This window comes from Streptomyces sp. SYSU D01066-1 (assembly GCF_054956795.1).
The window spans coordinates 1-25,397 of record NZ_JBUDHV010000002.1 but is presented as its reverse complement, the minus strand read 5'-3'; the positions used below and the strand labels follow the sequence as shown (position 1 = coordinate 25,397).

19 protein-coding genes and 2 pseudogenes are annotated in these 25,397 nt (G+C 73.6%); 11 read left to right on the top strand and 10 right to left on the bottom strand.

Annotation, left to right across the window (positions count from 1 at the left end; translation table 11 throughout):
- Positions 1-16: 16 nt before the first annotated feature.
- Together ACY1JF_RS02070 and ACY1JF_RS02065 are read right to left on the bottom strand one after the other, a co-directional pair.
- On the bottom strand, positions 17-1,822 hold the full coding sequence (locus ACY1JF_RS02070) for a WXG100-like domain-containing protein (protein WP_462703205.1): 1,806 nt from the start codon (positions 1,820-1,822) through the stop codon (positions 17-19).
- 111 nt (positions 1,823-1,933) lie between these two features.
- On the bottom strand, positions 1,934-2,509 hold the full coding sequence (locus ACY1JF_RS02065) for an SUKH-4 family immunity protein (RefSeq protein ID WP_462703204.1): 576 nt from the start codon (positions 2,507-2,509) through the stop codon (positions 1,934-1,936).
- A gap of 76 nt (positions 2,510-2,585) precedes the next feature.
- On the opposite strand from ACY1JF_RS02065, the gene ACY1JF_RS02060 reads away from it, so the two are divergent.
- Both ACY1JF_RS02060 and ACY1JF_RS02055 read left to right on the top strand, forming a co-directional pair.
- Positions 2,586-3,584, top strand: a complete 999-nt coding sequence (locus tag ACY1JF_RS02060) for an aldo/keto reductase (protein ID WP_462703476.1) — start codon at positions 2,586-2,588, stop codon at positions 3,582-3,584.
- Between the two features lie 24 nt (positions 3,585-3,608).
- Positions 3,609-4,196 (top strand): TetR family transcriptional regulator, encoded by a 588-nt coding sequence (locus ACY1JF_RS02055; RefSeq protein WP_462703203.1) that lies wholly within the window; start codon positions 3,609-3,611, stop codon positions 4,194-4,196.
- A 30-nt stretch (positions 4,197-4,226) separates the two neighbouring features.
- On the opposite strand, the gene ACY1JF_RS02050 is transcribed toward ACY1JF_RS02055, so the two are convergent.
- Positions 4,227-5,657 (bottom strand): MFS transporter, encoded by a 1,431-nt coding sequence (locus tag ACY1JF_RS02050; protein WP_462703202.1) that lies wholly within the window; start codon positions 5,655-5,657, stop codon positions 4,227-4,229.
- 113 nt (positions 5,658-5,770) lie between these two features.
- Between ACY1JF_RS02050 and ACY1JF_RS02045 the strand changes: the two genes are divergently transcribed.
- The 3 genes from ACY1JF_RS02045 to ACY1JF_RS02035 all read left to right on the top strand — a co-directional run bounded on the left by ACY1JF_RS02045 (position 5,771) and on the right by ACY1JF_RS02035 (position 12,324).
- Positions 5,771-6,673 (top strand): MmyB family transcriptional regulator, encoded by a 903-nt coding sequence (locus ACY1JF_RS02045; protein WP_462703201.1) that lies wholly within the window; start codon positions 5,771-5,773, stop codon positions 6,671-6,673.
- Between the two features lie 95 nt (positions 6,674-6,768).
- Positions 6,769-7,929 (top strand): hypothetical protein, encoded by a 1,161-nt coding sequence (locus tag ACY1JF_RS02040; RefSeq protein ID WP_462703200.1) that lies wholly within the window; start codon positions 6,769-6,771, stop codon positions 7,927-7,929.
- Positions 7,930-7,941: 12 nt separating this feature from the next.
- Entirely contained in the window at positions 7,942-12,324 is a 4,383-nt protein-coding gene (locus tag ACY1JF_RS02035) for an HAD-IC family P-type ATPase (protein WP_462703199.1), read from the top strand.
- 123 nt (positions 12,325-12,447) lie between these two features.
- Here ACY1JF_RS02035 and ACY1JF_RS02030 read toward each other — a convergent pair.
- Positions 12,448-12,864, bottom strand: a pseudogene (locus ACY1JF_RS02030) (recombinase family protein); the annotation flags it as partial.
- 394 nt (positions 12,865-13,258) lie between these two features.
- Between ACY1JF_RS02030 and ACY1JF_RS02025 the strand changes: the two are divergent.
- Positions 13,259-13,753, top strand: a complete 495-nt coding sequence (locus ACY1JF_RS02025; RefSeq protein ID WP_462703198.1) for a hypothetical protein — start codon at positions 13,259-13,261, stop codon at positions 13,751-13,753.
- A gap of 11 nt (positions 13,754-13,764) precedes the next feature.
- Here ACY1JF_RS02025 and ACY1JF_RS02020 read toward each other — a convergent pair whose 3' ends face one another.
- Together ACY1JF_RS02020 and ACY1JF_RS02015 are read right to left on the bottom strand one after the other, a co-directional pair.
- Positions 13,765-14,064 (bottom strand): DUF6087 family protein, encoded by a 300-nt coding sequence (locus ACY1JF_RS02020; RefSeq protein ID WP_462703197.1) that lies wholly within the window; start codon positions 14,062-14,064, stop codon positions 13,765-13,767.
- 13 nt (positions 14,065-14,077) lie between these two features.
- Positions 14,078-15,442 (bottom strand): Tat pathway signal protein, encoded by a 1,365-nt coding sequence (locus ACY1JF_RS02015; protein ID WP_462703196.1) that lies wholly within the window; start codon positions 15,440-15,442, stop codon positions 14,078-14,080.
- Positions 15,443-15,601: 159 nt separating this feature from the next.
- Between ACY1JF_RS02015 and ACY1JF_RS02010 the strand changes: the two genes are divergently transcribed.
- From ACY1JF_RS02010 to tgmC, 3 genes are read left to right on the top strand one after another with little or no spacing between them, the layout of a single operon-like run.
- Complete coding sequence (locus tag ACY1JF_RS02010) at positions 15,602-15,868, top strand: putative ATP-grasp-modified RiPP (protein ID WP_462703195.1); 267 nt, start codon at positions 15,602-15,604, stop codon at positions 15,866-15,868.
- Between the two features lie 4 nt (positions 15,869-15,872).
- Positions 15,873-16,856 (top strand): ATP-grasp ribosomal peptide maturase, encoded by a 984-nt coding sequence (tgmB, locus tag ACY1JF_RS02005; RefSeq protein ID WP_462703194.1) that lies wholly within the window; start codon positions 15,873-15,875, stop codon positions 16,854-16,856.
- A complete protein-coding gene (gene tgmC, locus ACY1JF_RS02000) occupies positions 16,853-18,049 on the top strand; it encodes an ATP-grasp peptide maturase system methyltransferase (protein WP_462703193.1) in 1,197 nt (398 codons plus the stop codon). Before tgmB ends, tgmC begins: the two co-directional genes overlap by 4 nt.
- Before the next feature lie 280 nt (positions 18,050-18,329).
- Here the strand turns inward: tgmC and ACY1JF_RS01995 are convergent.
- Together ACY1JF_RS01995 and ACY1JF_RS01990 are read right to left on the bottom strand one after the other, a co-directional pair.
- A pseudogene (locus ACY1JF_RS01995) lies at positions 18,330-19,033 on the bottom strand (Tn3 family transposase); the annotation flags it as partial.
- 12 nt (positions 19,034-19,045) lie between these two features.
- Entirely contained in the window at positions 19,046-19,906 is an 861-nt protein-coding gene (locus tag ACY1JF_RS01990) for an aldo/keto reductase (RefSeq protein WP_462703192.1), read from the bottom strand.
- A 74-nt stretch (positions 19,907-19,980) separates the two neighbouring features.
- Between ACY1JF_RS01990 and ACY1JF_RS01985 the strand changes: the two genes are divergently transcribed.
- Entirely contained in the window at positions 19,981-20,643 is a 663-nt protein-coding gene (locus tag ACY1JF_RS01985; protein ID WP_462703191.1) for a DNA-binding response regulator, read from the top strand.
- A gap of 118 nt (positions 20,644-20,761) precedes the next feature.
- On the opposite strand, the gene ACY1JF_RS01980 is transcribed toward ACY1JF_RS01985, so the two are convergent.
- Entirely contained in the window at positions 20,762-22,213 is a 1,452-nt protein-coding gene (locus ACY1JF_RS01980; RefSeq protein ID WP_462703190.1) for an MFS transporter, read from the bottom strand.
- A 77-nt stretch (positions 22,214-22,290) separates the two neighbouring features.
- On the opposite strand from ACY1JF_RS01980, the gene dusB reads away from it, so the two are divergent.
- The gene (gene dusB / locus ACY1JF_RS01975; RefSeq protein ID WP_462703189.1) at positions 22,291-23,433 is read left to right on the top strand and encodes a tRNA dihydrouridine synthase DusB; all 1,143 of its coding nucleotides are present in this window, start codon (positions 22,291-22,293) and stop codon (positions 23,431-23,433) included.
- Here dusB and ACY1JF_RS01970 read toward each other — a convergent pair whose 3' ends face one another.
- Positions 23,434-25,152: an alkaline phosphatase family protein gene (locus ACY1JF_RS01970; protein ID WP_462703188.1), complete on the bottom strand. Its 1,719-nt coding sequence runs from the start codon at positions 25,150-25,152 to the stop codon at positions 23,434-23,436.
- Between the last annotated feature and the right edge of the window lie 245 nt (positions 25,153-25,397).

Below are 25,397 nucleotides of genomic sequence, written 5' to 3'. Positions count from 1 at the left end.
GCTCTGAGGCTATCAATCAATGCTGCGGGTGTAGGCCCTGGAAGTTGGTCCATGGACTCTTCCTCGTGCTGCGTTCCCCGGGGAGCATTCTGTTGAGCCGGTCCTCCATCTCGCGGTTGCCGCTCTCCATGGTTCCTGGGCCGTAATCCACGCCGTGTGTTACGTTTACATGGGGCATGTACTTTTCTATCCAGGCTGCGCAGTCGCTGCTTTCGCTGCATGGCTCCCGTTCAGTGTACAGATCCTTCACATGCTGTCCCGTTCCGTTTTCCAGAAAAGGTATGCCGAGAACCTTTTCCGAGTGGACAGGGTTGTTGCTCCGGCCGACCAGTATGAACTCCTGTTGTCGACCATCGTCGTCTTCGTGCTGCACACGCGCCGCCGCGTAGTTGTTGCTGGTGAACTTGAGTTCTTTGCTTCCGCTCTGGGGCCTGTAATTTCCGTAGCTCCTTTGTTCATGCCGGGCAAGGGCGGTCGCCCGGGACAGTTCGTCCTCGTAGAAAGGTACCTTGGTGGAGGATTTCCGAGAACGTGCCGCCTTGTCTTCAGGTGTATCGTTCTTGTCCCAAGCGTAGGGGTTATCGGGATTCACTGGGCGGTCGGGAAGTTTATCCTTGTTCTTTCCGGTCAGCTTCAGTGGTATTCCCAGCAGTTCACGGTCCTTGTCCGTCAGGTCCGCCGGTCCGTTGCTGGTCAGTCGCTGGATCTTCCCCCTGTCGCCCAGGAGGTAGACCGGCTTCTCGCCCAGTTGTGCGCGCAGTTCGTCCCGGGTCGGTTCCCGCCGGTGAATCTTGTGGAGGTTCTGCGCGATGCTGTCATCGTTGTTCCGATGGTTGTCGCGCATCGTCCCGACGCCGTCCTTCATGTCCTTTCCGACATGCTGTACGGCCTTCTTGACGCCTTGTTCGATGCCGTCCATCGCCGTGTCCAGGGCGCTGTTCACGGCGTTGGCTATGGAGTCCTTTCCGCGGGTGTTCCCCTGTCGCGTCCTCGCGGTCCGCAGATGGGACATGCTCTTGCCGTCGAAGTGGTCGCCGGCGCCCTTGAGGGCGTTCTCCAGCGCGGTGTAGGACTCCAGGTCGACGCCGATCTTCCCCGTGCCGCCGCCGGAACCGCCTCCGCCGCCCGATCCCGCGGAGGCGATCTGCATCGACGTCTTCCCCGCGTCCTGCACGGACTCCTTGCCCGCCTGCACGGACTCCTTGCCCGCCTGCACGGTCTCGCCGAGGTCCACGTCGTCCTGGAGGCCGAGCGCCTTCGACCCCGTCTGGACCACCAGGTCGCCGACCATCGCCCCGACGGCTTCCTCGATCGGGGCCGTCACCCGGGACATGATCTCGTCGACGACCTGTTCCTGGACCTCCTTGAAGATCCGTTTCACCGCGATGCGGCACGCCTGGGTGCCCGCCAGGCCCATCAGCGACGACGCCCCCAGGGTCACTGGCGCCGCGGCGACGGCGGCGGCGATCTCGGCGGCGAGGATGCCGAGTTGGGCGATCGCCGCGAGCTTGGCGCCCTCGATCAGTACCGCGACCGCGTCCAGTCCGTCTCCGGCGGCCCGTCCGATGTCCGCGAGGCCGGCCAGGTGTTTGCCCTTGACCTTGTCCCAGTGCGCGGCCAGCGCGTCGACGGCCGGTCCTTCGTTGGCGCCCAGCATGTCCTGGACCACGGTGTGCAGGTCGGCGGTGCCGTTGTCCAGGCTGGTGGCGAACTCCCGCATGGAGTCCGCCATCGCGCGGTAGTCGTCCTCGTCGACGTTGGGCCAGGAGACGCCGATCAGATCGAGAGCCTCGTCGAGGTAGCTCGGTAGTACGACGCCCATGAACGCCCCCGTGGTGGTCAGCCTGCTCGCAGGCATCATCCTTACGGGGTGACGCACGGTCAACTGTGCGAATGGTGCGTCTCTTTCGCGCGTATTCGTGCGGTTCGGCGGTCAGTAGAACATCAGGCACTTCTCCACGTAGTGCAGGATCACGTGCCAGTAACAGTCGGGCTTCTCCAGGAGGGCGGGCTCGGTTTGACGCATGAGGGCGAGGAGGTCGTCCTCGGGGTTGCCGGGGCCCAGGTCCTCGTCGCAGTCGATCTCGGGGTCGTACTCCGGCCGCCTCAGTTCGAGTGCGTGCAGGAAAAAGCCGAGCGTGTCGACGCTGCTGTTCAGGACTTGGACGGGGTGGTTCTCCGGCACGCAGTACACGACGCCGGTGACCGTGTCGACGATGAAGTCGTCCATGCCGAATCCGCCCAGCGTCAGCCAGGCCGACATGTCGAACGTGATGTCCGGGTGCTTCTCGGCGAAGGCCCGCCATCCCTCGCCGCCCACTTCGAGGTCGCCGTCGACCAGGCGTCGGTCCGCTTCGAACCACAGCCCCTGGGACGGCAGGCCGACGTCTCGAAGGAACGCTCGCGTGGGTGCGTGGGCGATGACGGACAGTGTCCTGTCGTCCAGGGTGAACAACTCGTCGGCGCCGAACGCCGACTCCATCGCGGCTCGGTCTGTCAGGGGGCTCATCGGGGCAGCGTAGGGCAGTGGTGAATGACAGATATTGAAATCTGTCAGCTGTCATGCCATGGTGGGTGGCATGACGATGCCAACGCGCTCTCTCGGAACCACCGGTCCCCGCGTCTCCGCCCTCGGCCTCGGCTGCATGGGGATGTCCGCGCTCTACGGAGAGGCGGACCGGACCGAGTCCATCGCCACCGTCCATGCCGCTCTCGACGCCGGGATCACGCTGCTCGACACCGGTGACTTCTACGGCATGGGGCACAACGAGATGCTGATCGGCGAGGCCCTGCGCGCCGCTCCCGCCGCCGCGCGGGAGCGGGCGCTGATCAGCGTGAAGTTCGGGGCGCTGCGGGACCCGGACGGCGGCTGGGCGGGGTACGACGGGCGGCCCGCCGCCGTGAAGAACTTCGCCGCCTACTCGCTCCAGCGCCTGGGCGTCGACCACATCGACGTCTACCGCATCGCCCGCCTCGACCCCGACGTGCCCATCGAGGAGACCGTCGGCGCCATCGCGGAGCTGGTCGAGAAGGGGTACGTACGGCACATCGGCCTCAGCGAGGTCGGGGCCGGGACCGTCCGGCGGGCCGCCGCCACCGCGCCCATCAGCGACCTCCAGATCGAGTACTCGCTCATCTCGCGCGGCATCGAGGACGAGATCCTCCCCGCCGTGCGGGAGCTGGGGATCGGTGTCACGGCGTACGGCGTCCTCTCGCGCGGGCTGATCTCGGGGCACTTCACCCCCGACCGGCAGCTCGCGGCCACCGACTTCCGCGCCCACTCCCCGCGCTTCCAGGGCGACAACCTCAAGCACAACCTGGACCTCGTCGAGGCCTTGCGGGAGATCGCCGAGGGCAAGGGCGTGAGCGTCGCGCAGGTCGCCATCGCGTGGGTGCTGTCGCGCGGTACGGACATCGTGCCGCTGGTCGGCGCCCGTACCCGGGAGCGGCTCGGGGAGGCGCTGGGCGCGCTGGAGGTGACGCTGGACGCCGCCGACCTCGCCGCGATCGAGGAGGCCGTGCCGGCCGGTGCCGCCGCCGGCGAGCGCTACCCGGCGGCCCAGATGGTCCACGTCGAGCGCTGATCCGTGCCGGGTACGGTCTAGGACATGGCACCGACCTCCGAGACCCTGACCGCCGAGCGCATCCTCGAAGCCACCGAGGAGGTGCTGCGCCGCCACGGCCCGGCCAAGGCCACCGTGGTGGACGTGGCCCGCGCGCTCGGCGTCAGCCACGGCAGCGTCTACCGGCACTTCCGGACCAAGGCGGCGCTGCGCGAGGCGGTCACCAAGCGGTGGCTGGACCGTACCTCCGAGGCGCTGGCCGGGATCGTCGCCGCCGACCGCGACCCGGAGGCCCGGCTGCGGGACTGGATACGGGCCCTGTTCGAGGCCAAGCGCCGCAAGGCGGGTGACGATCCAGAGCTGTTCGCCACGTACTCGGTCCTGGTGGGGGAGAGCGGCACGGTGGTCGGGGAGCACCTCGAGGACCTGACCGCCCAGTTGACCCGGGTCATACGGCTCGGTACGGAGGCGGGCGCCTTCGCCGCCGGTGACGCGGAGACCGCCGCCCGAGCGTTCTTCCAGGCCACCGCCCGCTTCCACGACCCCTGCCACGCGGCCGAGTGGCGGCGGCCGGAGATCGACGAGGAGTTCGAGGCCGTGGTGGGGCTGCTGGTGCGGGGGCTGCGGGCCTGACAGGGGGCCGGACGGCAGGACCGGGCGCGCTCAGCTCACGTTCCGGGGCAGCCGCAGACTCAGGACGCCCGTCAGGACCACGCCCGCCAGCTGCGCCAGGAGCGTGACCAGCAGGGCGTCGCGCATGCCCGTGCCCGGGGTCAGTGTCAGGAACAGGGTGCCGAGCGTGGCCACGCCCAGGGCCAGCGCCGACTGCTGAGCGGTGACCATGACGCCGCCGCCGACGCCCGCCCGGGCCTGCGGCACCTCCGACAGCACGACGCGGAAGACGACGGGCAGTTGGAGCCCCTGGCCGGCCCCCGCCACGGCCGCGCCCGGCAGCAGTACGGCGAAGCCCAGGTGCGGCCAGTACCGCCAGGCGGCCAGGGCCAGCAGCGCCACCCCGACGGCCTGGAGGGCGGCGCCCGCGGGCACCACGCGCGTGCCGTACCGGGACACCAGCCGGGGACCGGCCAGCGAGGCCAGGAAGAACGTCACCGCCAGTGGCGCCAGCGTCAGGCCCGCGGCCACCGGAGTCAGCCCCGCGCCCTGTTGCAGGGCCACCGCGATCACGAACATGAAGCCGCTGAACCCGATCGAGAACGGCAGGACGAGCAGCAGCCCGCGCCGCAGCGACACCAGCGCGAACAGGCTCGGCGGCACCAGCGGCGTACGGCCCCGCCGGTCCGCCCCGCGCTCCACCGCCCAGAACGCCGTCGCCGCGCACGGGAACGCCGCCAGCGACAGCCACGTCCACAGCGGCCAGCCCGCCGCCCGGCCCTCGGTGAGCGGGAGCAGCAGCGCGATCAGGGCCGCCGCCAGCAGCAGGGTGCCGGGGACGTCCACGGGTTCCGGGCGGGCGGACCGCGTCTCCGGTACGGCGCGGGCGGCCAGGGGCAGAGCGGCCAGCACCACCGGGACGTTGATCAGGAACACCGACCGCCAGCCCGTACCGGCGGGGTCGGCGGTGACCAGGACGCCGCCCAGGACCTGCCCGGCCACCATCGCCAGCCCGGCCGTCGCCCCGTACAGGCTCATCGCCTTCGCGCGCCGGGGGCCCGACGTGGTCGCCTGGATGGTGGCCAGCACCTGCGGCAGCATCGCGGCGGCCGACGCGCCCTGCCCCACCCGCGCCGCCACCAGCCACCACGCGCCGGGCGCCAGCCCGCACGCCAGTGAGGTCAGCCCGAAGGCCGCCAGGCCGGCCAGGAACAGCCGTCGCCGGCCGAACAGGTCGCCCAGCCGCCCGCCGAGGACCAGCAGGACGGCGTACGCCACCCCGTAGCCGGCGACGACGAGTTCCAGTACCGCCTCGTTTGCCGACAGGCCGGTGGCGATGGCGGGCAGGGCGACGTTGACGACGAAGAAGTCGACGAGGGGAAGGGCCGCGCCCAGCAGCACGGTGAACAGGCCCGTGCCGCCGAGTACCGGTGATGGTGGAGCGGTCGGCCGGGCGGGAGGGGGAGTCAGGGTCTCGGTCACGTCACCGAGGCTGCGGCCCCGCCCAGCCGGGTACCAGAGTGTCCTTGTCCTGGTAGCAGGAGTACCCGGCAACAGGGTACGGGTGGCGGCACGGTCGCGGTCATGCTGGGCGCATGACGATTACGGACCAGGAGAACGCGTCCGTGACGCGGCCCCGGCAGGCGGTGTCCGCCGTCCGGCGCCGCGAACTCGCCGCGTTCCTGCGCAGCCGCCGGGAGCGGATCAGCCCCGAACAGGTCGGCCTCGTACGCGGCCGGCGGCGCCGGACGCCGGGGTTGCGGCGCGAGGAGGTCGCCCAGCTCTCGGCGGTGGGCGTGACCTGGTACACCTGGCTGGAACAGGCCCGCGACATCCAGGTCTCCGCGCAGGTCCTCGACGCCCTCGCCCGCGCCCTGCTGCTCGACCCGACCGAGCGCGCCCACCTCTTCCGGCTCGCCGGGGCGGTCGACCCGACGCCGGCGACCGTGTGCCCGTCCGTCACCCCGGCGCTGCGGGCCCTGCTGGAGCGGATCGAGCCCTTCCCGGCCTGCCTCCAGAACAGTCGGTACGACATCCTCGCCCACAACCGCACCTACGGGCTGCTCCTGTGCGACCTGGACGCGGTGCCGCCCGAGGACCGCAACTGCGTGCTCCTGTCCTACACCCATGAGGAGTGGCAGTCCTCGATCGTGCACCTGGAGGAGACCCAGCGGCTGATGGCGGCCCGGTTCCGTTCCGCGATGGCCGGGCACCTCACCGAGCCCGTCTGGAAGACGCTGCTGAAGCGGCTGCGCGACCAGTCGCCCGCGTTCCGCGAGGTGTGGGAGCGGCACGACGTCCTCGCCCACCGCGGCAAGCGCAAGGAGTTCCACAACCGGCACGTCGGCCGCCTCGTCCTCGACCACACCGACCTGTGGCTCGGCCCGGAGAACGGTCCCCGGATGGTGACGTACGTCCCGGCCGACGACGCCACCCGGGGGCGGCTGGAGGCGCTGCACGCGCTCGCGCTGGCGAGGCGGCCCGTGGCACAGGAGTGATCCGGTGTCCCGAGGATGGCCGTCCGAGGTGCGGGAACCCGGCGCATACCGGAAGGTGATGTTGCCAAGGGCGAGCACGCGCGTGGAGGACGGTCATGGCTGAGCAGAAGTCGGCGACACACGGACTGCCGGGACCGCTCGGCGCCGCCGTCACGGTGCTGGAGCGGGTGCCGGGTGCCGGGACGGTCGGCAAGGTGGCCGGCGGAGTGCTGGAGCGGGTGCCGGGTGCCGGGACCGTCGGCAAGGCGGCGGGCGGGGTGCTGGAGCGGATCGGCGCGGTGTCGCCCCGCGGGCGGCGGCTGGCGGTGTACACCGGTGCCGGGGTGGCGGGCGTCGCCGGTCTCGTGGAGTGGCCCGTCGCGCTCACCGGGGCGGCGATCGCCTGGCTGACGCAGTCCCGGCGGCGGGAGCCGGAGGCGGCGGAGGCGCACACGGACGGTACGGGCGCGGGTGCGCGCGCGAAGAAGAGGGCGGGGGCGGCCGGGGCCGTGGCCACGGCGGTGGGTGCCGGGGCCGGTGAGGCGGTCCGGGGCGGTGCGTCGAGGACCGCCGCCGAGGCCGGGACGGCGGCCGGAGCCCGTAAGGCGGCGGCCGGGGTCCGCAAGACGGCGGCCCGGTCCGCCACGACGGCGGCGGGGGCCGGGAAGACCGGCGCCGGGGCGCGCAAGACCGCCGGGGCGGCCAGGACGGCGGCCGCCGCTCGGACGACGGGCACCGCCGGGTCCAAGGCGGCTGCGGCTGCGGCTCGTAAGACGGCCGCCGCCGCGACGGGGAGAACGCCTGCCGCCGCGGGGAAGAAGACGGCGACCGCCGCGGCGAAGAAGACGCCTGCCGTCGCGACGAAGAAGACGGCCGCCGCAGCGACCCAGCAGGTCGCCGCCGCCACGACCAAGAAGACGGCGTCCGCCCGTACCGGGCCGGCCACCACCCCCACCGCGAGCACCGGCACCGGGATGACCAGCGGCATCCGGGCGAAGAACACGGCCGTGGCCAAGGGCGCCGGTGCCGTGGCCCGGAGCGGGGCCGCGACGAAGAGCGGCTCGCCGGCGACCACCCGCACCGCCACCGCCCGGAAATCCGCGCAGAAGAAGACCACCGGGACCGCAGAGACCACCGGGAACGCGAAGACCGCCGAGCCGGGCAAGGCGGATAAGGCGAGCAAGGCGAGTAAAACGGGCAAGACGGGCAAGGCGGGTAAGGGAGGTAAGTCGAGCAAGGCGGGCAAGGCGGCCGGAACGAGCCGGAAGGCAGGCTGAGGGGCGTTGACGATGGGGCCTGGACTTCTGAACCGTACGTCCGGGGCCGCGGCCGGGTTCGTCCTCGCCGGGCCCCGGCTGCTCGCGCGCACAGCCGCGCCCGCGGCCGGCCTCGCGGCCGGTGCCGTGGCGGGCGGCGCGCGGGCCGGCGTACGGACCGCGGACTTCGCGGCGCGGGCGGCCAGGGTCGCCCGCGCCGCGCTGCCGGGCGGCACCGGCGACTGGCGGGCCGGCGCCCGCGCCCACCTCGCGCTGCGGCCTGTCGAGGAAGGGAAGGTGCGCCGGGCGGGCGGCGTGGCGGGGGCGGCCCGGCGGGTGGCGGCGGCGCTGGCCGACCACCCGGACGTGGCATTCGCCTACTGGGACGAGGGGCTGGCCCGCCTGGTGGTGACCGCCGCCGAGGAGGCGCTGACCGACCGGGTGGTGGACCGGGCCACCGACCTCGCCGAGGAGCACGGGCTGACCCGCGCCGGACCCGCCGGACCCGCCGAGTCCGCCGGACCCGCCGAGCCCGTCGAAGAGCTGTCCCACCCCGGCGACCCCACCTCCGTGCGGGTCGCCGCGGCGGCCCTCGGCGCCGACGTGCTCGGCGTCGCCGCCGCACTGACCGCCTCCGCGCTGCGGCTGCCGCCCTCGCCCCGGCTGGTGACGGCCGTGGCCACCCTGCTGCGCGAGAACCCCGCCTTCCGGTCCTGGCTGCGCGGCCGGCTCGGCACCGCCCGGATGGACGTGGCGCTGGCCGCCGCCAACGCCGCCGTGCACGGCGCGGGCCAGAGCCCGGCCTCGCTGGTCCTCGACGGGGCGCTGCGCGCCTGCCAGTTGGCGGAGGCGGTGGCCCGGACGGCCGCGTTCGAGGTCGTGCACGACCGGCTGTGCGCCCCGGAGCGGGGCGGGCTGCCCGGCGACCCGGCGCTGCGTCCGCCGCTGCGTTCCTCGCCCGCCCTCACCTACGCCGCCCACGCCTCCACCGGCAGCGTGGCGGGCGCGCTGGCCACCCTGCTGGTCAAGCACGACCTGAACGAGGCGGCCGAGGCGGTGCTGGCGGGGTCGCCGAAGGCCGCCCGGTACGGGCCCGCCGCCTTCCACGCCGTCCTCGGCGGCGCGCTGTCCCGCTCCGGCGTGCTGGTCCGCGACCCCGAGCGGCTGCGGCAGCTGGAGACGGCCGGCACGGTCGTCCTGCACCCGAGCGCGCTGCGGCGGCCGGGCGAGGGCGCGGACCCCTGGACCGAGGACGTCCTGGACGCGGCCCGCCGCGCCGGACTGCGCGTGGTGATGGTGGAGGACCCGGCGCTGGCCGACTTCACCGGCCTCGCCGACCAGGTCGTCGGCGCCGGCCGGCCGCTGCGGGAGGTGGTGGACGCCCTGCGCGAGGAGGACGGCGGCGTCATCACCGTCGTACGGCCCGGCCCCGACGCCGGTGACCCGCTGCTCGCCGGGCTGCTCGGCGGAGACGTGGCCGTCGCCCTCGCCGACGGGGACGGGCCGGTCGCCTGGGGCGCCGACGTACTGGCCCCGCACGGCCTGGCCGACGTGTGGCGGCTGCTGCGGGCGGTGCCGGCGGCCCGCGGGGTCGGCCGGCGGTCGCAGGTGCTGGCCCGGTCCGGGGCCGCGCTGTCGGGGCTGCTGGTGGCGGTCGGGGAGGCCCGCGAGGAACGCGGTTCACCGCTGCTGCCGGGGCTGCGGCACGCCCCCGTCGACGCGAGCGCGCTGGCCGCCCTGGTGTCCGGGGCGCGCGCCGCGCTCACCGTGGCGGCGGCCCGCGCCCCCCGCCCCCGGCCCCGGGTGGCCTGGCACGAACTGGACCCCGACGACGTACGGGAGAGGCTGGCCGGGCAGCGGGAGCCGGAGCCGTCGGCCGCCGAGCAACTGACCGCGCGGCTGCGGGCGGTGTCCCGGAAGGCGGCCCGGACGCCCGCGCTCAAGCCGGTCGTCTGGACGGCGCAGCTGGCCGGCGCGGTACGGGGCGAGCTGGACGATCCGCTCACCCCGGTCCTGGCGGTCGGCTCGGCCGCCGAGGCGATCCTCGGCTCGGTGATGGACGCCGCGCTGGTCGTCGGCGCCCTCGATCTCAACGCGCTGGTCGGCGGGTTGCAGCGGCTGCGCGCCGAACGGGCGCTGGCCGGACTCCTCGCCCAGCAGAAGCAGAAGGCCCGGGTGAGCACGGGGAACGACGGCTCCGAGGAGCGGCCGGTCCGGGTCGTGGACGCCGCCAGGCTCCGCCCGGGGGACGTCATCGCGCTGAACACCGACGACGTGGTGCCCGCCGACGCCCGGCTGCTGTGGGAGGACGGCCTGGAGGTCGACGAGTCGGCGCTGACCGGGGAGTCGCTGCCGGTGGACAAGGGCCTGGACCCGACACCGCACGCGCCCGTCGCGGAGCGGCACTGCATGGTCTTCGAGGGCACCACCGTGGTCGCCGGGCGGGCCCGCGCCGTCGTCGTCGACACCGGGGACCGTACGGAGGCGGCCCGTGCCGTGTCGCTGGCCTCCCGCACCCCGGCCGCCGCGGGCGTACAGGCCCGGCTCCAGGAGCTGACCGGCAAGGCGCTGCCGCTCACCCTGGCCGGCGGCGCCGCGGTGACCGGGCTGTCGCTGCTGCGCGGCACGCCGATCCGGCAGGCGGTCAGCGGCGGGGTGTCGGTGGCGGTGGCCGCGGTGCCCGAGGGGCTGCCGCTGGTGGCGACGGTCGCGCAGCTCGCGGCGGCCCGGCGGCTCGGGCGGCGCGGCGTCCTGGTGCGCACCCCGCGCACGCTGGAGGCGCTGGGCCGGATGGACACCGTCTGCTTCGACAAGACCGGCACGCTCACCGAGAACCGGCTGCGGCTGGTCAAGGTCACGGACGCGGAGGGCACCGTACACCGGACGTCCGCGCCGGAGGCGGCCGAGACGGTACGGGTCGCCGCCCGCGCCTGTCCCCGGCTGGACGGCGACGGCACCCGGCCCACCCACGCCACCGACGAGGCGGTCCTCGACGCCGCCGGGGACGACGCGGAGTGGGAACAGACCGAGGGGCTGCCCTTCGAGACCTCGCGCGGTTACGCCGCCGCCGTCGGCCGCGCCGGGGACGGCAGCCCGGTCCTGGTCGTCAAGGGCGCCCCCGAGACGGTGCTCCCGGCCTGTCCCCGCCTGCCGGACCACGCGCACGACGGCGCCCACGACCTGGCCGCCGCCGGACTGCGCGTCCTGGCGGTCGCCCACCGCCCGCTGACCGGCGGCGAGGACCCGGCCGCCCTGCTCGAACGCCCCCTGGACGAGCTGGACCTGCGCTTCACCGGGCTGCTCGGCCTGTCCGACGTCGCCCGCGAGACGTCCCCGGCGCTGGTGCGGGGGCTGCGCGAGGCGGGCGTACGGCCGGTGGTGCTGACCGGCGACCATCCGCAGACCGCCCGCGCCATCGCCGCCGAACTGGGCTGGCCCGAGGACGCGGTCGTCGTCACCGGCGACGAACTCGCCGCCGCCGATCGCCGGGGCCGCTCCCGGATGCTGCGCGACGCCGATGTCGTGGCCCGTGTCGCGCCCGAGCAGAAACTCCAGGTCGTCGAGTCGCTGCGGGACGCCGGGCGGGTCGTCGGCATGGTCGGCGACGGCGCCAACGACGCCGCCGCGATCCGCGCCGCCGACATCGGCGTCGGCATCAACGCCCGCGGCTCGGCCGCCGCCCGCAACGCCGCCGACCTGGTCGTCACCGGCGACGACCTGCTGGTCCTGGTGGAGGCGGTGCGCGAGGGCCGCGCCCTGTGGCACAGCGTCGCGGACGCCATCGCCATCCTGATCGGCGGCAACGCCGGCGAGGTCGGCTTCGGCATCCTCGGCACGGTGCTCGGCGGCTCCGCTCCCCTGTCGACCCGGCAGATGCTGCTGGTCAACCTGTTCACCGACCTGTTCCCGGCGATGGCCGTGGCGGTGACGGAGACCGGCGACCCGGAGCGGGAGGACGCCGACGCGGGCGCCCCGCTGGGTACGGCGGTCCTGGGCGCGCCCCTGATCCGGCAGATCCGGCACCGGGCGCTGACCACGGCGCTGGGCGCGACGATCGCCTGGCTGTTCGGCCGGTTCACACCGGGCACGCGGCGCCGGTCGACGACGATGGCGCTGTGCGCGGTGGTCGGCACCCAGCTCGCCCAGACCCTGGTCGACCGGCGCGGCAGCCGCCTGGTGCAGCTGACCTCGCTCGGTTCCGCCGCCGCGCTGGTCGCCCTGGTGCAGACGCCGGGCGCCAGCAACCTCTTCGGCTGCACCCCGCTCGGTCCGCTGGCCTGGGCGGGCGTCGCCCTCGCCATCACCGCCGCGCTGGCCGGGCAGCGGGCCCTGCCGCGGGTGGAGGCGGCGGTGACGCGGGTGTGGCCGAAGGTGACGGAGCAGGTGACGGCACGACTGCCGGAGTTCGCTCGCTGAACGCGCTGGCCCTGCTGGTCCGGCCTCTGGGAACCATGGAACAGCGGTCGACTCCAGGGAATGTTCTCGTCCTGGTCGGAGCCTCGGCAGCGTGAGGTGGAGGCGTCCATGGTCGCCCTGGGGCGTGGCGGCGACCTGGCCCTCCAGGGTCTTCTCCCGTGTGCAGTTCCGGTCGAGCTGGGCGGCGACGGTGAGGACGGCGAAGAACACGGCGCGCATGCCGTTGGGGGCGTGGGCGCCAGGGGGCGGACCGGTGAGGAGTTCGAGTCGGACTCCGGCCTTCTGGAGCTGGTGGAACAGGGGCGTCGGCTCGGAGGCGTTGCGGGCCGGGCGCTTGAGCTCGTGAGTGGTGAGGACGACCTCCTGGTCGGGGGCGGCCTCCTTGAGGTCGTACACCGACTGCGGCGCCGCCTCCAGTTTCGGCCGGGCCTTGTCCCGGGTGGAGGTCTCCCCGGAGAAGACCCGCTTGCAGACCGGTCCAAGCACGTCGGGCCGGCCCTGCACATCCTGCTGCGCGGACGAGCAGCGGGCACACCCGATCCGGATCGGCTTGGCCGCCCGCGGAGGCCCGCGCCGCCTCCACGGGCGGACCCTGTTTCCGGGAGCGTCCCGGGCCGCGGTTCTCCGGCACGAGGACGTCGAGTTCCTCGCGGAGCGAGGGCACGAGGACGAAGCGGGCGGTGTAGTACTTCGTCGTGGTTTCCCGCCACGGGCGCGGCAGGCACTGCCCGCAGGGGCTTCACACTTCGGACAGTCGTTTCGTCCTACCGCGACGCGGCTTGACCGGGCGTCAGGTCCACCCTGGGAGCCCGCCAGAACTCTCGCAACTGTTCATTCATGAGAACGCGGTGTGCGCCCGTGCGCCCTCCCAATGCAACACTGCGCTGACAGCATGACGGTGTCAGCATGGCGCTGTGTCGCGAGAGTGGAAGGCATGACGAACACCGACAAGCCGACTCGTCCGCCTCGGCCGGTCCCGTACGTGATGGACGAGGAGCAGGCCGGACTGCTCGCCCGTCTGTCCGAGGACTACGCCGACGCTGTGCGGGAGATCCGGGACCGTACGCCGCATGCGTCGATCGTCGCGCTGCTGCACGCGGTCCATGCCCATCAGGCGCAGCGAGTGCTCGCCTGTGACCCGCGTTGGCGGGAGACCGCAGGCATCACGGAGGTACCCGAGGACCGTGCGGACGACATCGCTGCCGCGCTCGCGCTGCTCCAGGTCGCCCGCGATGACCTGGAGGGCCTGGAGGCTGCCCTGCTGCTGGCCGCCCGTACGGCCAGTACCCGCACGGGCAAGCCGCTGCTGACGTTCAAGAAGATCGCTGCCGCGCTCGGCGTCGAGTCCGAACAGGCCGCCCAAGGCCGCTACCGCCGCAAGGTCGGCAACCTCGACGGCACCGATTCCGGACTCGACGGCACGCCGTAGGGGCTGCCGGATCAGGCGGCGGGCTGTCCGCCGCCGGGGCTGGTCGTCTGCTCGTTCACCCACCGCTGGGCTTCCGTGAGGTTCGCGGCGGTGCCTGCGGGCTCGTACGCGAACCCGTTCCACTCCTCCAAGGCTCGCGGCTCGTCTGGCCGGAGGTGACCTCCGCCACCATGGAGGGGGCGGTGCCGGCGCCAGACGTCCAGGGGTGGGCGGCGCCGCTTGTGGTACGCGGCCAGTGGGTCACTGTCGTCCGCGCGCGGGACGGCGCGGGACGGCTGGTTCGGTGGTCCGGGTCGGGAGTGCTTGCCCATGGGTCCGATGGTCTCAGGCGGTGACGGCGGTCGGCCGGACCGCGGCGAGATCCCTCGCGCGGGTGCGGACCTCGTCCACCGCGGCGGTGCGATACGGGCGGGCGGCGTCCAGCAGCGTGTTGAGGCGAGAGGCGACCAGGGTGGAGTCGATACGGGCGGCCTCGTCCAGCGCCCGGTGGGCGGCGGCGGTGCCCTGTTCCGGCTCGTCCTCCGTGAACAACGAGGCGGCCAGCCCGATGCGGTCCATGACCTTGACCCGGTCGAAGCCGGGCCCGCGCAGGGCGAGCGCGTCCGTGAAGTGAGCACTGGCACGGCGGGGCCGGCCGATGCCGGTGAGATCGCGGGCGGAGACCGCGCGGGCGCCGGCGTGCTCGGCGGCGTCGAAGTACGCCGCCCATTCCGGGACCTCGCCGAGGCCGCCCGCGACCAGTTCGTCCGCGGCGCCAAGGTGCCGCTCGGCACTCCGCTCGTCGCCGAGGGCCGCATGCACGCGGCCGGTCTGGGAGACGACCAGTGCCCTGGTCGCGGGGATGGTCGTCTTCTTCGCGGCGACGCTGAGGAGGCCGAGGGCGTCGCCGGGGTGGCCGAGGTAGATCATCTGGTGGGACATACGGGTGACGATCTCCACTCCGCGGTCCGGCTGCCCGGCCTCGGAGGCGGCGTGGATGCCGTATGACCAGTACCGCTGAGCGGTGGCGTACCGGCCGCAGTCGTGGCTGACCCACCCGGCCAGCGCCGCTAGGTCGGCGGTTGCCGCGAACACCCGGGCCTTCAGCGACGGCGGGACGCCGTCCTGGATGCGCCGGGCGACTTCGGCGAGCTGGGCGACGATCGCGGAGCGGTACAACCCACCGCCTTTGGAAGCGTCGGCCTTCGTGAAGAACGCGGTCACCTCTTCCAGCGCCGTGGTGGTGTCGGCGTCGAAGCCCTTGGTCGCGAGGTTCAGATGACGGACGGTGCCGCCCAGCATCCGCTCGGTGGCCAGGATCAGCGGGGCGCCGAGGGCGAGCTTGAGGGTGCCGCGGCGGTCGAGGAAGAGGTCCATCTGGGTCCATCCGGCCAGGGTCTGGGCGGCTGCCTCAGTCAGCAGCGGGAGCTGGATGCTGTCCAGCGTAGGCCCGGCGGCCGTCAGCCCCAGATCACCCGGTGTGAGCGGCTGGCCGACCACGTCGGAGACGACGGCCGTCAGCAGGGCGGGAACCGGCGGGCGGGGACGTTCGCCGTCGATCCAGCGCCGGATGCGGGTGGCGTCCGGGGCGACCTGCCGGTGACCTCGGGCTTTCGCTTCGGCGACGATCCGGCGGGCGATCTCACCGTGGGACAGGCCCGTGGCCGCGATCCACAGCGCAAGGTGCGGGTTGCTCGGTCTGCCGGTCATCGCGTCTCTCACCCTTCCCGGCTCCACCATCACGGAGCGTGTCGGTTTCGCCATGTTTCGCGACACCCGCGGTACTGGTCAAGACCCTGGCCGGGGGCGGATTCTGCTCAGGCGGCGGCCGCTCGGCTGTCCGTATGAGGCAAGGGGAAGGAAACTCGTATGGCGACGCTCGCACCCCAGGCGCCGTGGGCGATGAGGTTGGTCACCGATCGGCTTCCGGCCGGCCCGCCGTCGTACGCCGCGGTGACGCTCGACGCGGCGACGCAGACCGCCCGTTACACCGACGCCGCCGGCCGGGTGGTGGAGATGGGCAGGCACGGCACGAGCAAGACCACCGGTACGGCCTCGATGTCCGGCGGTGGCGACGGGCAGAACCCGCAGCCGCAGACGCAGGACGACCACACCACCGACTACGAGTCGGACTGATCCGATGACCTCCACCGTCCTGGTCGTCACCGCGCTGGAAGACATCACCGCGGACTGGGTCATCGCCGCGCTGAACGAGCGCGAGGTGCCCGTCGTACGGATCGACCCGGTCGACATCGGCCCCGGCCTCGCCTTCGGCGCCCGCATCGGCGCCGAGGCGCCGGCCTGGAGCGGACGGCTGGTCACCGGCAGCCGGGAGGTGGAGCTGGGGGAGGTGGCGGCGGTGTACTACCGCCGCCCCACCCCCTATGCTGCCCGGTTCGAGCACCTGCCTGCCCAGCAGCGCGACTTCGCCGCCGCCGAGGCCCGGCACGGGCTCGGCGGCATCCTGAACCACCTGCACGGTGCGACGTACGTGAACCACCCCGGCGCGGTAACGGCCGCAGATTTCAAGCCCGCCCAGCTCCAGACAGCCGCCCAGCTCGGCCTGGCCATCCCATCGACGCTGGTCACCAACGACGTGGAGCAGGCGCGGAAGTTCGCGGCCGGTCATGGCTCCGTGATCTACAAGACGTTCCGCGGCCTGCCCCGTGATGAGGACGGGCACACCGGCGCGATCTGGGCCCAGCACGTCGAGCCCGACACCTTCGACGACACGCTCGCGGTGACTGCCCACCTGTTCCAGGCGGAGATTCCCAAGACCGGCGACGTGCGCGTGACCGTGGTCGGCAGGAAGGTGTTCGCCCAGCGGATCGCGGCCCCGGACGGAGCTCTGGACTGGCGCCGCGGCGACTGGGACGCCCTGCTGCACACCCCGATCGCCGTGCCGACGCCCATCGAGGCCGCGCTGCACAGCTACCTGTCGGCGTTCGGCCTGGTCTTCGGCTGCTTCGACTTCGCCCTCCTCGGCGACGGCCGCGAGCCTGGCGACTGGGTGTTCATCGAGTGCAACCCCAACGGCCAATGGGGCTGGTTGCCCGACGCCGACGACATCACGACGGCGTTCGCCGACATCCTGAGCACAAGCGTGGAAGGAGGCGGACGATGATGCCCGCCGACCTGGAGACCGACGCCGAGCGGTTGCGCGAGGCGATGGCGAAGGCCCTCACCGAGGAGGGCGTCCTTGCCGATCCCGGCTGGCGGGCGGCTGTGGAGACGGTGCCCCGGCACCGGTTCATGCCGGGGTTCTACCTGCCCGCCGATGGGCGTGACGGGCAGGGGCTGAGGGTGTGGGAGCCGGTCACCGCCGAACTCGACCATGGCCGCTGGCTGGCCGCCGCGTACTCCGACACGACGCTTGTCACGCAGTTCGACGGCGATGAACCCGACTGGAAGAACCCCCGGGTGCGGCACGGCGGGGCGCCCACCTCGTCGTCCACGTTGCCGTCACTCGTCGTACGCATGTGGGCGGACGCCGACGTGCAGGAAGGCCACACGGTGCTGGAGGTCGGCACCGGCACCGGCTACTCCACCGCGCTCGCCTGCGAGCGCCTCGGCTCCGCGGACGTCACGAGCATCGAGGTCGATCCGCACCGGCTGGAGCAGGCGGCCGATGCCCTGTACGGCTGCGGGTACACCCCCACGCTGGCGGTGGCGGACGGCCTGTACGGCTACTGGCCGGAGGCGTCCTTCGACCGGATCGTGGCCGCGTGCTCCTTCCGCGCCGTCCCGCCCGCGCTGCTCGCGCAGGCCCGGCCGGGCGGGAAGCTCCTGCTCACCCTGTCGGGCTGGCTCCACGGCTACGCCCGCGTCCTGCTCACCGCGAACGGCGACGGCACCGCCGAAGGGCAACTGCTGGGCGGCACGGTGTCGTTCATGCCCGCCCGCACCCACGCGGCGCCGGCGTTCGGCAACCCCGCCCACTGGGCCGCTGGGCTCCCGGAGACGGGCCGGGCGGCCCGGCACTCCCCGGAGCAGATCACCGCCGGGACCGAGGAGGCGTTCCACCTGCGGTTCCTCGCCCAGTGCGCCACGCCGGACGCCCAGATGACGACCGTGGGCGAGACGGTGCACCTGGTCGACGTGGTCACCGGCTCCGCCGCCACCCTCACCCCCGTCGAAGACCACTGGGAAGTGCGCGAGGGCGGCCCCGTGCGGCTGTGGGAGCGGATCGAGCGCGTGCTGTCCGCGTACGACGAGGCGGGCCGGCCCGGGCCGGAGACGTTCACGCTGCACGTCCACGACGGCGGGCAGCACCTGCGCCACCCGCGTCTGCTCGGCCTGCCGCTCCCCAGGCCCTGACGGGCCCGTGGTCTCCAGGCGCCCGGACGGAGGGATATGACGGATCTCCGGCCGGGCGCCTGGCTTTGTGTGTCTCAGCCGCCGTTTCCGGCCTCGTACACATCGCGTACGGCGTCGCGGATGTCCAGGATCATGACCCGTCGATCTTCTCGATGCCGCCGGAGCCGAAACGGACCCACAGCGGGTAGGCAACGACATCGCGGGTGAAGGCGAGCTTCTGCTGGACACCCCCTCCTCGCGCTCACGGGTCGGGTCCTCCCCGGCCCGGCGTCTCACTCGGTCAACGACCCGCAGGGCCGCTGGAGACGCCCAGCGCCAGCCTCACGGCTTCGTCGTCCTCGTCCAGACCGCCCGTGGCCGGGTCGCGCACGGACGCAGGCCCCCGCCGACCGGGACGGTGACCCGGAAGCTGTAGCGGCCCAGGCAGTTGAGATTCGCGTGACGCGGCGGCGAAAGCCGGACGACGTCCTCGTCCAGGATGTCGTGCCCCCGCTCCTCGGCGGGTAGGGCCCGCAGCTCCCGCACGGTGACGTCCAGGTAGCGGGTGGTCCACGGCACGGCGGCGTTCAGGACCGGACCGAGCGCGCCGAGTTGGTCCTCCTGCCCCTCGCGGTACGCCTGCATGATCTGCCCGCGCTTGCCGTGGCCGATGTCCCGGACCGGCTCGTGGCGGGACTTCCACACGGTGAGCTGCCGGTTCATCTGCCGCCGGTAGGTGTCGTCCGCCGGGTCCACCACGCGCAGCAGGTGCAGCGTCTTGGCGGTCCGCCCGTACTCTGCGAACGCCTGCCCCGTCGGGAGCGGGCGCCCCTCACGGCCGAACATCCGCAGCGGGCCGTACGCGCGGACCTGTCCGGTCACCAGAGAACCGGTCACCCGCAGCATGTCCGGCCAGTGCGTGATCGCCTTGCCCATCCGGAGGCCATAGCTGCCGGTCTCCACGCCGGGTGCCTCCGCCTGCCGGAACCGCTGGTCGGCCAGGTCCGCCGAAGGCGCCTACGCGAGGTCGGCGAGGTCCTCCTCGGTGAGGGTGATGCCGCCGGCCGCGACGTTCTCCTCCAGGTGGGAGACGGACCCCGTGCCGGGGATGGCCAGGGTGACGGGGGAGGAGGCCAGCAGCCAGGCCAGCGCGATCTGCGGGACCGTCGCCCCGTGCCGGTCGGCGACCTTGGCCAGCCGGTCGCCTGCGGCGAGGTCGTCGTGGCCGCCGCCGAGGGGGAAGTAGGGCACGAAGGCGATGCCGGCCTCCTCGCACGCGCGCAGCAGCGCCACGTCGTCGCGCCTGGCGGCGTGGAAGTGGTTCTGGACGGCCGCGACGGGCGCGATCGCGCGGGCCTCGGCGAGGTGCCCGGCGTCGATGTGGCTCAGCCCGAGGTGCCGGATCAGGCCCTCCTCGCGCAGCGCGGCCAGCGCCTCGAAGCGGGCGGCGACGGACTCGCCGCGCGGCGGCGGCGCGATGCCGCCGATCCGCAGGTAGACCAGGTCGAGGCGGTCCAGCCCGAGGGTCTCCAGGTTCTCCTCGACCAGGGCCCGCAGCCCCGCCGGGTCGGTGATCGCCCGCGCCGCCCCGTCCGGGGTGCGCACCGGGCCGACCTTGGTGGCGATGACCAGACCGGCCGGGTAGGGGTGCAGGGCCTGGCGGATCAGGTCGTTGGCGCGGACGCCGCCGTCGTCGCTGGTGTAGAAGGCGGCGGTGTCGATGTGGTCGACGCCGAGTTCGACGGCGCGGCGCAGTACGGCGCGGCCGGTGGCGGGGTCACGGGCCGGACCCAGGAAGGAACCGGTGGGCAGACGCATCGCGCCGAAGCCCATGCGGTTGATCACGAGGTCGCCGCCGAGGCGGAAGTCGTTGCTCATGTGGTCCAGCCTCCGCGGCGGCACCCGCGGAGGCGAGGCGGTGGCCACTTGCTGCCAGGGGGCAGTATGGACGGGTGGCAGAAACCATGACCATCCGCGGCGACCTGGAGTTCCTGACCCGCACCGGGCACCTGTTCTCCTCGGTGCGCGAGGAGTTCGTCTGCGCCGCCCGCGACCTTCGCACCTGGCCGCGCCCCGAGACCGGCCGGGCGGCCCGTGCCCGGGTGCGCGACAGCGGGGTGCGGCACGTGCGCAAGCTGATGAGCCCGCTCGCGCTGGCCGACGAAGCCGGCCGCGAGCACCTGCGCGCGCTGGCCGACGCGGGCGCCCGGGTGCGGATCGCCGCCACCGCGCTGCCGCACGAGACGATCATCATCGACCACCGGTACGCGATCCTCGCCGGGCCGGCCGCGCCGGCCGGTCCCGACAGCCGTGAGTACACGGTGACCAGCGTGCCCGCCGTGGTCGGCGGGGTCCACTCCCTGTTCGAGGCGGTCTGGGACGCGGCGACCGACCTCGCCACGTTCCTGCGCGCCGAACGGCCCCGCCTCGACGCGGACAGCCGTACGGTCCTGCGCGCCCTGGGCTCGGGCGCCACCGACGCGAGCGCCGCCCGCGAACTCGGCATGTCCCTGCGCACCTACCGCCGTCGCGTCGCCGGCCTGCTCGCCGCCCTCGACGCGGACTCCCGCTTCCAGGCGGGGCTGCGGGCGGGGGAGTTGGGGCTGGAGGGCTGAAGAACCGAGGAGCTGGAGGGCTGAAGAACCGAGGGACCGAAGGGCTGAAGGGCTGAAGGACTGAGGGAGCGAGGGCTGAAGGGCTGAGGGACCGAGGCGGCAGGGACCGGGAGCCGTGTCACGTCCCCGTCCGGGCCGCCTCGTGTGCCTCCGGCTCCGACGACGCCAGCCGCGCTGCCGCCCGTTCCGCGCTGCCGCGCGCCCACCGGCCCGTCGTCACCGCGCCGAGCACCAGCACCGTCAGACCGCACCCGGCCAGGATCCACCAGCCGGGCCGGGCGGCGAAGACGAAGGCGTCCGCGTACGACGACCCGCCCACCCCCGCGGCCAGCACCGCGCCGACCACCGCCACGCCGAGGGTCTGGCCCAGCTGCCGGCTGGTGGAGGCGACGGCGGCGGCCACGCCGGCCTGGGCGCGCGGCATGCCGGAGACGGCCGTGTTGGTGATGGGCGCGTTGACGAAGCCGAAGCCGACGCCGAACAGGACGAAGCCGAGGAGGAGGGTGACGTCGGAGGTCTCGGCCTCGAAGGCGGCGAACAGCACCCCGCTCACCGTCATCGCGCCGCCCGCGACCAGCAGCGGCAGCCGTGGCCCCCGGCTGCCCACCAGCCGCCCGGACAGCGGCGCGCACAGGAACGTCGGCAGCGCCATCGGCAGCATCCACAGCCCGGCGTGCAGCGCGCCGAGCCCCCGTACGTTCTGGAGGTACAGCGTGGACAGGAACAGGAACCCGCCCAGCGACGCGAACGCGCCGATCGCTATGAACGTCGCCCCGCTGAACGGCGCCGAGCGGAAGAACCGCAGGTCGATCAGGGGCTCGCGGCGGCGCGGCTCGTAGGCCAGCAGCCCGGCCAGCGCGACGACGGCGACGGCCGCGTACGGCAGCACGGCCGCGAGACCGGCGTTCGGCGCCTCGATGATCGCGTACGTCAGGCTGCCGAACAGGGCGATCACCAGCACCTGGCCCAGCGGGTCGGGGCGGCGTGCCCTCGGGGCGCGGGACTCGGGTACGTGGCGCAGGGTGAGCAGCAGGGCGGCCAGCCCCACCGGGAGGTTGACCCAGAAGATGGAGCGCCAGCCGACCGACTCCACCAGCACCCCGCCGACCAGGGGGCCGGCGGCCATCGAGATGCCGACGACGGCGCCCCACACCCCGATCGCGCGGGCGCGTTCGCGCGGGTCGGTGAAGGTGTTGGTGATGATCGACATGGCGACCGGGTTGAGCATCGAACCGCCCACCGCCTGCACCATCCGGAACACCACCAGCGACGGCAGGTCCGGGGCGAGGGAGCACAGCACCGAGCCGGCGGTGAAGACGGCCAGGCCCGTCATGAACACCTTCTTGCGGCCGATCCGGTCGGCCGTCGACCCCGCGAGCATCAGCAGCGCGGCGAGGACGAGGGTGTAGGCGTCGACGGCCCACTGCAGGCCGGAGGTACTCGCGTCCAGGTCCCGTTGCAGCGCGGGCAGGGCGACGTTCAGGACCGTGTTGTCGATGCTCACGATGAGCAGGCTCATGCAGCAGATCGCGAGCACGAGCAGACGGCGGCGACGGGTCGGCTCGGGCATGGGTTCATCGTACGCCGATTTCGATAGTGTGGCTAACTAATGAATTTTGCCATTTCATTGCACGGCACAATGGAGGAATGTCCACGACCGGCCCCGCGCCCCTCAAGATCGGCCCGCACACCGTCCAGCCGCCCGTCGTCCTGGCCCCGATGGCCGGGATCACCAACGCGCCCTTCCGCACCCTGTGCAGGGAGTTCAGCGGCGGCAAGGGGCTGTTCGTGAGCGAGATGATCACGACGCGGGCGCTGGTCGAGCGCAACGAGAAGACCATGCAGCTGATCCACTTCGACGCGACCGAGAAGCCGCGCTCGATCCAGCTCTACGGCGTCGACCCGGTCACCGTCGGCAAGGCCGTCCGCATGATCGTGGACGAGGACCTCGCCGACCACATCGACCTGAACTTCGGCTGCCCGGTCCCCAAGGTGACCCGCAAGGGCGGCGGCTCCGCCCTCCCCTTCAAGCGGCCCCTGCTGCGCGCCATCCTCCGCGAGGCCGTCACCGCCGCCGGTGACCTGCCCGTCACCATCAAGATGCGCAAGGGCATCGACGACGACCACCTCACCTACCTCGACGCCGGCCGGATCGCCGTCGAGGAGGGCGTCACCGCCGTCGCCCTGCACGGCCGTACCACCGCCCAGCACTACGGCGGCACCGCCGACTGGGAGGCCATCGCCCGCCTCAAGGAGCACGTCCCGGAGATCCCGGTGCTCGGCAACGGCGACATCTGGTGCGCCGAGGACGCGCTGCGGATGGTCCGCGAGACCGGCTGCGACGGCGTGGTCGTGGGCCGCGGCTGCCTGGGCCGGCCGTGGCTCTTCGCGGACCTGGTGGCCGCGTTCGAGGGCCGGGAGGACCGCGCGCGCCCCACCCTCGGCCTGGTCGCCGACGCCATGGTCCGGCACGCCACCCTGCTCGGGGAGTGGATCGGCGACGAGGCGCGCGGCGTGATCGACTTCCGCAAGCACGTCGCCTGGTACCTCAAGGGGTTCGCGGTCGGCTCCGAGATGCGCAAGCGACTCGCGATCACCTCCACCCTGGCCGACCTGCGGGCCGGGCTCGACGCACTGGACCTCACCCAGCCCTGGCCGGCCGGCGCCGACGGCCCGCGCGGCCGCACCTCCGGCAACAACCGCGTCGCCCTCCCGGACGGCTGGCTGAAGGACCCCTACGACTGCGCGGGCCTGGGCGAGGACGCGGAACTGGACACCTCCGGCGGCTGATCAGCTCCCGGAGGGCGTGGTGCCGTAGGCCGTCAGGAAGCGGTCGCGGAAGGCGCTCATCTTCCAGACCGGGGCGTCGTGGGCGGGCCTGAGGCCCTCCGTCCAGTTCCAGTCGTCGATGGCGTCCAGCACCGCCGGGTCCTTGGCCACGATGGAGACGGGCACGTCCCGGCCGGCGTGGTCGCCGCTGACCCGGGCGAGGGGCTGGTGGTCGCCGAGGAAGACCAGGACGGTGTCGTCGGTGCCGTAGCGCTCCAGCCACTGGGTGAGACTGGTGACCGAGTACTGGACGGAGCGGCCGTACGCCCGCTTGGACCGGGTGCTGTCGGCGACGACGTCAGCCGCCTCCTCGCCCGCCGCCTCGATCGGGCCGAAGACCCGCCCGTCGCCCAGGTCGTCCCAGCCGACCAGCTCCGGGAGCGGCGCCCACGGCTGGTGACTGGAGGTCAGCACGATCTCCGCCATCAGCGGCCGGTCGCGCTCGCGTCCGTGCTCCAGGCGCTGGAACGCCTCCAGGGCGTACTGGTCCGGCATGGTCGACCAGCTGAACTTCGGTCCCCGGTAGCCCAGCCGGGACGCGTCGTAGACCGTGTCCAGGCCGAAGAACCCCGCCTCCGGCCAGGCCCTCTGCACGCCCGGCATGACCCCGACCGTGTCCCACGCCCCCGTCCGCCGGAACGCCTCGGTCAGGGTGAGCCTCCGGCTCGACGTCACCGTCCGGTAGCGCTGCTGGTCGTCGACCCACAGGCCGGACAGGAACGTGGAGTGACCGAGCCAGCTGCTGCCGCCGTACGTCGCCGACGTCAGCCAGCCGCTCCTGGCCGAGAACCCCGCCTCCGCCAGCGCCGCGGTGCTCGCGGCCAGCGTCCGGTCCACGCCGGGCGCGATCAGCGGGTCCTCGAGCGCGGTGCGGCCGTAGCTCTCGATGAAGGTGAACAGCACGTCCTTGCCGCGCAGGTCCGGCACCAGCTCCGCGGCGGGGGTGGCGCCGAAGGCGTCGTTCCCCGCCTCCTTCTCGAACGCCGCCTCGTCCCGCACGGTCGCCACCACCCGCCGGGCCTGCGCCTCCAGCGCCCCGGTGGCCCGGTCCGAGGCCAGGGGCGTCCCGAACGGCTGGAGACCCAGCGCCGAGCAGCTGATCCACACCGTGGCGGCGACCAGTACGCCCCGCCCCGCCCGCTCCCGGTGCGCGGCCAGCGCCTCGCCGAGCCGGACCGCCGCCAGCGCCATGACCGCCGGCACCAGCACCGCCAGGGCGACGGCGCCGGCCGTCGCCCAGGCCGCGGTGGCCCCGCCCAGCGAGTCCGCCACGTACGCCCGCGCGTCGTCCAGCAGCCCCCAGTCGAGGACCGGGTTGAAACCCCGGCCGAGGTACTCCCCGAACCCGATGTCGAGCAGGTTCAGCAAGGTCAGCGCCCCGAGCAGGGCCCCGGCCGGCGCGGCCACCGCGCGGCGGGCCCGGCGCGGCAGGGCGAGCAGCACCACGGCACCGACGATCGCCTCCGCCGGGAGGCGGGCGAAGTGGTCCGGCCGCAGCGCGGCCAGGGTGTTCGGCAGCAGCAGCGCCCCGAGGACGAGCAGGGCGGCCAGCGCGGTCACCGTCCGGCGGGCGGCGCGGGCCGCCGCCGGGTGCCGCGCGGGCCAGGCACGCCAGTGGGCGAAGCGGGAGCGGGCGGCACCGAGCGGCACCGCCCGCGCGAACCGCGTGAACACAGACACCCGGGGATTCCCTCCGTACGACACCGGTCCGGCGGCGGACCCGGCGTGGGGGGCCGGGTCCGCCGCACCTCAGTACGGGCCCCGGCGGACCGGCGTTCACCCCGGGGCGGCCCCGGACTGCCCCGGGCCCCCTCCGACGGCCGGGTGATCAGCTGGGGGTGCCGTTCCGGTGGGCCGTGCCCCACCGCCCCGTGCCGCGCGGGGCCGGGTCCGGGGGCCGGCCCCCCCCCGCGGCCGGCGCGGGG